Here is a 9,065-nt window from a genome sequence, read left to right as displayed (position 1 = left end):
CCCCCCGCCCCCCCGCCCCCCCCCCCCCCCCGGGGCGGGGCGGCGGGGCCCCCCCCCCCCCCCCCCCCCCCCGGCCCGCTCGACCCGGTCGCCATGCGCGCCGGCGAGGAGGCGCACGTCCCACCGCTCGCCGACCGGCTGCCGCTGCACGCCGTCGAGGACCGCACGGTGCCGACGCCGGCCGGTGACGTCCCCGTCCGGATCTACTCGCCGGTCGAGGCCGGCTCCTCCGGGGTGCTGGTGTTCTTCCACGGCGGCGCGTTCTTCCTCGGCAGCCTGGAGACGCACGACCACGTCGCGCGGAACCTGGCCGAGGAGACCGGCCTGACGATCGTCTCCGTCGGCTACCGCCGAGCGCCGGAGGCGGCGTTCCCGGCGGGCCTGCAGGACTGCTACGGCGTCGTCCGCTGGGTCGCCGAGCACGGCGACGAGCTGGGCTGGGACGGCGGCACCCTCGCGATCGCCGGCGACAGTTCCGGTGGCACCTTCGTCGCCGCGGTCGCCGCCATGGCCCACGACGACGCCATCGCCAGTGGACAGAGTGACTGCATCACCCACCAGGTGCTCTTCTACCCGTCGCTCGACCTGGACTTCGACGAGGACCGCTACCCCTCGCTGCGGGACAACGCTGTGGGCTACGGCATGGAGACCGCCGGGCTCAAGCCGTTCAACGCCTTCTACCTGGACAGCGGCGCCGACCCGGCCGATCCGCTGGTCTCGCCGATCAAGCGCGCCGACCTCTCCGGCCTGCCTCCGGCGCTGGTCGTCACCGCCGAGCACGACCCGCTGCGCGACGAGGGTGAGCTCTACGGCCGGCGGCTGGCCGAGGCCGGCGTGCCGTCCACGGTGAGCCGGTACGAGGGTGCCGGCCACGGCTTCGTGCAGCACTTCTCCTGGATCCCGGAGTTCGCCCGGGTCTACCGGGAGACCGCCATGTTTCTGAATGAGCACCGTCTGCGCGGGGTCCAGGGATGACCGTCGACATCCACCCGCTGGTCTCGCCCTGGGGCCGGTTCGGGCTGTACAGCTTCTACATCGACGCGCCGGAGCCGGCGATCGTCGACACCGGCGTCGCCTCGTCCCCGGCCGAGGGCATGGCTCCGGCGCTCGAGGGCCTGGGCCGCCGGATCGAGGACGTCCGCTGGATCCTGCTCACCCACGGGCACATCGACCACGTCGGCGGCGCCCACGCGCTGTGGGAGCTCACCGGCCGCCGGGCCCAGGTCGTGATCGCCGAGGCCGACGCCCGGTACCTGCGGTCGCGGCGCACGCACGTGCAGAACTACCTGGACGTGCGGGCGCGCTACCTCTCCGCCCCCGAGGCCGAGGCGAAGCAGACGGCGATGGCCGCCGGCGCGATCTCGGGCGAGATGGAGCCGCACGTGCTGGTCCGCGGCGGCGAGACGCTGTCGCTGGGCGGCGACGTCACCGTCTCGGTGCACGCCATCCCGGGCCACACCGCCGGGTCGGTCGCCTACGTCGTCGACGGCCAGGACGACGTCTTCGTCGGCGACGCGGTCCAGGTGCACGGCGCGGCCAACGGCTTCCCCGGCTTCGAGGACCCGCGCGCCTATCGCGCGAGCCTGCAGCACCTGCGCGATGTCGTCCGCCCACGGCACCTGTACCTCGGCCACCCGTACCGCACCGCCGAGGGTGTGCCCTACGGCGTCGAGCTCGACCGCGAGCAGGCGGCCGAAGCCCTGCAGGGCAGCCTCGACATCGAGGCCCGCGTCTCCGTGGCCGCCCGCCGGTACCTGGCGACCGGGGTCCAGGAGACCGGCTCGGCCCACTCCCCCTTCGCCCGCGTCGCCGAGGAGCTCGGCTACACCGGCGACCCCACGCTCGAGCCGTCGCCGTTCTTCACGACGCTGCACGGCTACCGCACGCTGTTCGAGAAGGAGACGCGCGCCCATGGCTGACATCCGACGGATCGACGCCGGCGGGCAGCAGATCGCCGTCCGCAAGGATCTCCGGGTCCCGATGCGCGACGGCGTCACGCTGGTCGCCGACGCCTACGCAGGCAGCGAGGACAAGCCGCGCCCCGCCCTGGTGGCGCTGAGCCCGTACGGCAAGGAGCTGCAGGCGCTCGCGCTGACCATGCCGCCGCAGCGCCGCCCGAGCCCCATGTGGGACGGCTGCATCGAGGCCGGCGACATCGCCCGCGTCGTCGCCGAGGACTACGTCCACGTCATCGGCGACCTGCGCGGGTCCGGAGCGTCCGAGGGCGAGCACGTCGGCAACTACAACGCCGGTGGCGTGTCGCTGGGCCAGGACGCCTACGACCTCATCGAGTGGGTCGCGGCGCAGCCGTGGTGCGACGGCAACGTCGGCATGATCGGCATCTCCTACTACGGCTCGATGCAGGTGCTGGCCGCCGCCGAGCGGCCGCCGTCGCTGAAGGCGATCTTCGTGTCCGGTGGGCACTTCGACTTCTACGAGACCACGTACCACGGCGGGATCATGTGGTTCATGCCGCGCGCGGCTCGCGAGGGCCGCGGCGGCGATTCCGGCTGGGCGTTCACCGACCGGATCACCTCACGGATGCTCGAGACGTACTCGGAGGAGGAGGTCGCGAAGCGGGTCGCCGAGCGACTGGCCGATCCCGACGTCGCCGCCTGGCCGAACCTCGTGCACGTCCTGAACTACCCGAAGCACCACGAGGCGTGGTTCGACATCGTGCTCAACGAGCTCGACGGCGAGTGGTACGAGGAACGCAACCCGATCAACCTGGCCCGGAACATCGACATCCCGGTCTACCTGCAGATCGACCAGGGCCGCGGGTGGACCGTCGACGGGCACATCGAGCTGTTCGAGACCCTGACCGGTCCCAAGAAGCTCGTCATCGGCTCCTACCCGCCCATGCAGTCGCGCCCCTGGGTCGAGGAGCACGACGAGATGTTCCGCTGGTACGAGTACTGGCTCAAGGGCGTCGACAACGGGGTCATGGACTCCCCTGCGGTGAGCGTGTTCGTCGAGGGCTCGCGCGAGGTCGTCACCGCCGAACAGTGGCCGCCCAAGCCGGTCGAGCACCGGCCGCTCTACCTGCGCCCGCGGGGCAAGCTCGCCGCCCGGCCGGAGCTGATGGGCCCGGAGCACGCCGCGCCGGACGGCTTCTACCAGGCGCCGCTCACGGTCACCGACGAGGTGCAGATCGTCAGCTGGAGCACCGCACCGTTCGAGGAGCCGACCGAGCTCGTCGGCACGGGTGCTGCGCACCTGTTCGTCGAGATCGACCAGCCGGACACCAACTTCATCCTCCGGCTGTGGGATACCGCCCCCAACGGGAAGCGCCAGCTGCTCACCACCGGCTACCTCAAGGCCTCGCACCGCGAGCTGGACGAGGAGCGGACCACCGAGGGCAACCCGTACCACCCGCACATCCGGGCGGTGCCGGTCGAGCCCGGGGTGATCGAGGAGTACGTGCTGCGGCTCTACCCGTTCGCCGCGACCCTGCTGCCGGGGCACCGGCTGGTGGCCGAGCTCTCCAACGACGAGCCGCTGGCCGACGACCACAACTCCCTGCTGCCGCCGGATGCCTTCCACCTCCCGGTGGGCCGGCCGGTCACCCACAAGGTCTACCGCGACGCGCAGCACCCGTCGCGGCTGGTGCTGCCCTACACCACGCGCGCGACCGAGCCGCGGTAGCACGTCCGAGCGCGCCCGCGACCGATCCCTCGACGGCCGCGGCGGCGCCGATCCGATCGCAGAGCCGAGCACTCCCCCACGAGATGGAGAACAGATGTGTGACGTCCTAGCTCGCGTGGCCGAAGATCCCTCGCTGCCCGAGTCCAACCGGCGCAACTTCCTCAAGGTCCTGGGCGCGACCGCCGCAGCGGGCGGGCTGCTCGCTGCCGGCGCGGTTCCCGCGCACGCCCAGGCGCCCGGCCCGACCGGCCGTGGTCGCAAGGGACGCACCCGCCTGGTCCTGCTGGGCACCGCGGGCGGACCCGGTTTCCTCGCGGGTGAGCGGTTCGGCATCTCCACCGCCGTCGCGTACGGGGATCGGGTGTACGTCGTGGACCTCGGCCTGGGGTCGCTCCTGCGGCTGCGGCAGAGCGGCCTGTCCGGCCCGACCGGGGCGGCCACCGCGCTGACGCAGGTCCGCGGGATCTTCTTCACCCACATGCACAGCGACCACCTGCTGGACTGGCCGGCGACCTACGCCACCGGACCGATCAACACGGCCGGCCGGGACCGGGCCGCTCCGCCCATCCGGGTCTTCGGCCCGGGTGACCGTGGCAGCCTCCCCGAGTACCGGGGTCTGGCCGGCGAGCAGCCGCCGCCGGTCTTCAACCCGGCCGAGCCCACGCCTGGCATCGCGGGCATGACCCGGCACCTGCAGCAGGCCTGGGCCGCCGACTTCAACGACCGCGCCCGGGACACCGCCTTCGCGCCGCCGCAGAACCTCTTCGACGTGCAGGACATCGACCTGACGGGGAGATGGGAGATCGATCCGGCGGGTGTTCCGCCGCGCGTCGCACCGTTCGAGGTGTGGGCCGACGAGGAGGTCAGGATCACCGCCACGCTGGTCGACCACCGGCCGACCGCGCCGTCGTTCGCCTTCCGCCTCGACACCCCGGACGGCTCCGTCACCGTGTCCGGCGACACGACCGTGAGCGAGAACCTCATCGAACTGGCGGCGGACACCGACTACCTGGTGCACGAGGTCATCGACCCGCTCTGGGTGGACCGCCTCGTGCAGACCCTGCCGGCGCAGATCGGCGTGCCCCTCGGGGCACACCTGATCGAGTCGCACACGACGATCGAGCAGGTCGGCCGGGACGTGGCCGAGCCCGCCGGCGCGAAGAACCTCGTGCTCACGCACCTGCTGCCGGAAGGCAACGCGATGGGGCGCTGGCAGCAGGCACGCACGGGCTACTCGGGCCGGCTGATCGTCGGCGAGGACCTGATGGAGCTGCGCGTGGGCTGACCCGCCCGGCACCGACCACACCATCCTCGGGCCGCGACGTCCACCCCGGCGTCGCGGCCCGAGGCATGCCTGCCGCACGGCTCCCACCAGCGCTTTCGCCGACTCGATGGAGCAACACCGAGCCGCGATGTGACGCCTCGACGTGCGTCTTGACACAGTGTCTAATGAGCTGCCAGCCTGTCACGACTGTTAGCTCCGCCACAACGACGTGCCGCAGGAGGCCGCCGTGCCCGCACCAACCCCGACGCCCGCTGCTGCGGCGCCGTCCGCACCCCCGGACGCTCCGGCTCCTCTCCGCGACCGCGGGCCCTCGTCCGCCGGGAGGTTCGCCTCGCGCTTCGCCGTCCTCGGCGTCTGGCTGGCCCTCATCGCCGTCTACGGGCTCCTCGAGCCCGACCGCTTCCTCACCACCGGCACCTTCCAGACGATCTTCAGCAGCCAGCAGACGCTGGTGTTCCTCACCGCTGCCCTGCTGTGCACGATCTGCGTGGGGGAGTTCGTCGATCTCTCGGTCGCCTCGGTCCTGGGCCTGTCGGCCACGCTGCTGCCGGTCCTGGTGGTCGACCACGACTGGAACGTGTGGGGAGCCTCGCTCGCCGCGATCGTCGCGGCCACCCTGGTCGGGGCGGTGAACGGCGTCCTCGTCGTCCGGCTGGGTGTGAACACCATCGTCGTCACCCTCGGCATGGGCACGCTCCTGCTCGGTGTGGCCCTGTGGCTGACCGACCTGACCACCACGAGCGGCCTGCCCCGTGAGTTCGGCGAGATCTCGCTGTACCGGGTCGCCGGGCTGCCGGTCTCCTTCTACTGGGGTCTGCTGCTCATGCTGGGGTTCGCCTACGTGCTCATGGTCACCCCGCTGGGCCGCAACATGCGCTTCGTCGCGGCCAACCGCGAGGTGAGCCGGCTCGCCGGCATCCGGGTCGACCGGATCCGCTTCGGCGCGTTCGTGGCGGCCGGTGTGATCGGTGGTCTCGGCGGCGTGCTCTCCGCCGCTGCGGTGGGTGGTTTCGATCCCGGCTCGTCGCAGACCTACCTGCTGCCGACCTTCGCGGCCACCTTCCTCGGCACCGCGATCCTCCTGCCGGGCCGGTTCAACCCGCTCGGCGCCTGGATCGCCGTCTACTTCCTGGCCACGGGCATCCTCGGCCTCAACCTCCTGGGCTACACCGGCTGGGTGACCAGCGTCTTCTACGGCGGCGTCCTCGTCGTCGCCGTCACCGTCTCCACGCTGCTCCACCGCCGCACCGGCTGATCCGCCGTCCGGCCCCGCTCTCCTCCACCCCCCCTGAGCACCGACCCCCACGTCGAAAGGTTCTCCCCCCATGCGCATCCGCCGCTCCACGATCGGCTCGACCGGCGCCGCCGTCCTCGCCGTCGCGCTGCTCGCCGCCTGCTCCCCCGGCACCACCGCCTCCGACTCCGAGAGCGCGTCCGGTGCGAGCGGAGCTGCCGACGGCGCCCTCGCGGACGTGCAGGCCGACGTCGAGGCGGCGATGGAGCCGCGGGACAGCTTCGAGGTGCCCACTGAGCCGGTCGACCCGTCGGCGCTGGCCGGACAGACCGTCTACTACATCCCGCTGACCGCGCAGAACCGCGTCTTCCAGCTGTACGGCGAGAAGATCGGCGAGGCGCTGGACACCGTGGGGGTCGATCTGCAGGTCTGCGACGGCGGCGCCAACCCCTCGCAGGTCGGCGGCTGCCTCGAGCAGGCCATCGGGGCCGGCGCCGCGGCGATCGTCACCGACTCCATCCCCTACGGGATGGCGGCCAACGGCATCGAGGCCGCCCGCGCGGCCGGTATCCCGGTGATCATCGGCAACCAGCTTCCCAGCGACGAGCAGCCGGCCGACGAGACGCTCGCCTACGTAAACGCCCCGACGTCGGAGATGGTGGCCACCGTCGCCGACTGGATGACCGTCGACTCCGGCGGCGACGCGACCGTCGTCCTCCAGAAGGTCACCGACAACCCCTCGACCGTCGCCTTCGCCGAGGCCGGCGAGGAGGCGTTCGCCGAGAACTGCCCCGACTGCACCGTCGTCGTCAACGAGGTCTCCGCCTCGAACTTCCCGCTCATCCCCTCCTCGACCAGCGCGGCGATCCTGAGCAACCCCGACACGGGCTACGTGCTGAGCGAGTTCGAGGTCTTCGTGCAGCCCACCATCGCCGGCATCCAGCAGACCCCGAACGCGGCCCAGATCGAGATCGGCACGGCCGCCGCCTCCCTGGACGGGCTGCAGCAGCTCGCCGACGACCAGCAGCTGCAGGCCGACGTCGCGCAGAACTTCCGCTACCAGGGCTGGGCCACCGCCGATGCCATCTTCCGGCTCGTGGCGGGCCAGGAGGTGCCCGAGTACGACGTCTCCTACCGCCTGTTCACTCCTGCGAACATCGGCGACATCGAGCTCACCGAGGAAGCCCAGGCTTCCGGCGAGTGGTTCGGCCCGACCGACTACGAGCAGCAGTTCGCCGCGCTCTGGGGCCAGAACTGAGCCCGGCCGTCGCGGAGGCCCCGGCACCCGCCACGGACGAGGAGGGCACGGGCATGGTGCGCCTCAGCGTCGAGAAGGTCGCCAAGACCTTCGGCCGGTTCCAGGCGTTGCGCGACGTGCACCTGGACGTGGCGCCCGGGGAGATCCACGGGTTGATCGGGCAGAACGGGTCCGGCAAGTCCACGCTCGCCAAGGTCCTGACCGGGTACCACGCACCGGACGCCGGCGGCCGGGTGCTGGTGGACGGGGAGCCGCTGCGGCTCCCCGTCCGCCCCCGCGAGGCCGCGGCGCGCGGGCTGGCGGTGGTCCACCAGAGCCTCGGCCTGGTCGACGACCTCACCGTGGTGGAGAACCTCCGGGTGGGCCGGTTCCGCGCGAGCCCGCTCACCCGCGCCATCCGCTGGGACGAGGAGCGCCGCGACGCCTCCGCGGTGCTCGAGCGCCTCGGCCGGCCGGTTCCGCTGGACGCCCGGGTGGGCGAGCTCTCCGAGGAGGAGCGGGCCACGGTCGCCATCGCGCGGGCGCTGCAGCACGCGACCCCCGGGCGCGGGCTCATCGTGTTCGACGAGTCCACCCGCTCGCTCAGCCGCGCCAGCCTCGAGCACTTCTACGACATGCTCGAGGACGTCGTCGCCACCGGGACGGCCGCCCTGCTGATCAGCCACCACATGGAGGAGGTGCTGGAGGCGACCGACCGGGTGACCGTGCTGCGCGACGGCGTGGTGGTCGAGGCCGGGCTGCCCACGGCCGACCTGACGGAGAACGACCTGGTCCGCGCGATCATGGGCCGCACGCTGGAGCAGGTCGTCCGCCGGGCTCCCTCCGGGCCGGCTCCCACGGGATCCGACGGCGGAGTCGCCGTCCGCGGGCTGCGCGGCGAGCTGGTGGCCGGCGTCGACCTGGAGCTGCACCCCGGCGAGGTGGTCGGGGTGACCGGCCTGGCCGGCTCCGGGCACGACGAGCTGCCCTACCTGCTGACCGGTGCCCGGCCGGCCCGGCAGGGCACCCTGCAGCTGGGCGAGGACCGCCACGACCTGGCGCGCTTCGACGTCGGGACGGCGATCGCGGCCGGCGTGGCGCTGGTGCCGGAGGGGCGCGAGCACGCGGGCCTGGCGCTGGAGCTCACCGTGGCCGACAACGTCCTGCTGCCGCGGCGCCGCACCCGCTCCGCAGTCCTCCCGGTCGAGCGGGCCGCGGAGACCGCCGTCGTCGGCGAGTGGGTGGAGCGGCTCGACGTCCGCCCCCCGGACCCGTCCCAGCTGGTCGGGAAGCTCAGCGGCGGCAACCAGCAGAAGGTGCTGCTGGCCAAGTGGCTGGCCACCGGTCCGCGGTTGCTCGTCCTGCACGAGCCCACCCAGGCGGTGGACGTCGGTGCCCGCCAGACCATCAGCGAGGCCGTCCGCCGGGCGGCCGCCGAGGGCTGCGCGGTGCTCGTCGCCGGTACGGACGAGACCGAGCTGACCATGCTCTGCGATCGGGTCCTGGTGTTCCGCGACGGCCGGCCGGTTCGCGAGCTGACCGGGGACTTCACCCCAGACGAGGTGGTCGAGTCGATCTTCTCCGGCCACATCCGCAAGCGGCTCCGGTCGGCGGCCCCGCCGGCCGCGAACGGCTGAGAGATGCCGATGTCGGACCCGGGGGGG

General features: G+C 72.6%; 7 protein-coding genes. All 7 read left to right on the top strand.

Going from position 1 to position 9,065, the window contains the following annotated elements:
- The first annotated feature begins 93 nt into the window (after window positions 1-93).
- Window positions 94-975, top strand: a complete 882-nt coding sequence (locus tag QOZ88_RS22000) for an alpha/beta hydrolase (protein WP_306001826.1) — start codon at window positions 94-96, stop codon at window positions 973-975.
- Window positions 972-1,919 carry an MBL fold metallo-hydrolase gene (locus tag QOZ88_RS21995; RefSeq protein ID WP_306001825.1) on the top strand — a complete coding sequence of 316 codons (948 nt, stop codon included), beginning with the start codon at window positions 972-974 and terminating at the stop codon, window positions 1,917-1,919. Before QOZ88_RS22000 ends, QOZ88_RS21995 begins: the two co-directional genes overlap by 4 nt.
- On the top strand, window positions 1,912-3,645 hold the full coding sequence (locus QOZ88_RS21990; protein WP_306001824.1) for a CocE/NonD family hydrolase: 1,734 nt from the start codon (window positions 1,912-1,914) through the stop codon (window positions 3,643-3,645). Before QOZ88_RS21995 ends, QOZ88_RS21990 begins: the two co-directional genes overlap by 8 nt.
- Before the next feature lie 115 nt (window positions 3,646-3,760).
- Entirely contained in the window at window positions 3,761-4,930 is a 1,170-nt protein-coding gene (locus QOZ88_RS21985) for an MBL fold metallo-hydrolase (protein WP_306001823.1), read from the top strand.
- Between the two features lie 226 nt (window positions 4,931-5,156).
- Window positions 5,157-6,185 (top strand): ABC transporter permease, encoded by a 1,029-nt coding sequence (locus tag QOZ88_RS21980; protein ID WP_306001822.1) that lies wholly within the window; start codon window positions 5,157-5,159, stop codon window positions 6,183-6,185.
- A gap of 70 nt (window positions 6,186-6,255) precedes the next feature.
- Complete coding sequence (locus tag QOZ88_RS21975; protein ID WP_306001821.1) at window positions 6,256-7,422, top strand: sugar ABC transporter substrate-binding protein; 1,167 nt, start codon at window positions 6,256-6,258, stop codon at window positions 7,420-7,422.
- A 53-nt stretch (window positions 7,423-7,475) separates the two neighbouring features.
- Window positions 7,476-9,038, top strand: a complete 1,563-nt coding sequence (locus tag QOZ88_RS21970) for a sugar ABC transporter ATP-binding protein (RefSeq protein WP_306001820.1) — start codon at window positions 7,476-7,478, stop codon at window positions 9,036-9,038.
- The last annotated feature ends 27 nt before the right edge of the window (window positions 9,039-9,065 follow it).

Source organism: Blastococcus carthaginiensis, from assembly GCF_030731085.1.
Taxonomy (GTDB): Bacteria; Actinomycetota; Actinomycetes; order Mycobacteriales; family Geodermatophilaceae; genus Blastococcus; species Blastococcus carthaginiensis.
Note: the sequence above shows the minus strand (reverse complement) of the source record. Positions and strands in the feature narration are given on the sequence as shown.

Coding starts and splice junctions, on each gene's coding strand:
- QOZ88_RS21970 (WP_306001820.1), top strand. CDS start 7,476: ATGGTGCGCCTCAGCGTCGAGAAGGTCGCCAAGACCTTCGGCCGGTTC.
- QOZ88_RS22000 (WP_306001826.1), top strand. CDS start 94: ATGCGCGCCGGCGAGGAGGCGCACGTCCCACCGCTCGCCGACCGGCTG.
- QOZ88_RS21990 (WP_306001824.1), top strand. CDS start 1,912: ATGGCTGACATCCGACGGATCGACGCCGGCGGGCAGCAGATCGCCGTC.
- QOZ88_RS21995 (WP_306001825.1), top strand. CDS start 972: ATGACCGTCGACATCCACCCGCTGGTCTCGCCCTGGGGCCGGTTCGGG.
- QOZ88_RS21975 (WP_306001821.1), top strand. CDS start 6,256: ATGCGCATCCGCCGCTCCACGATCGGCTCGACCGGCGCCGCCGTCCTC.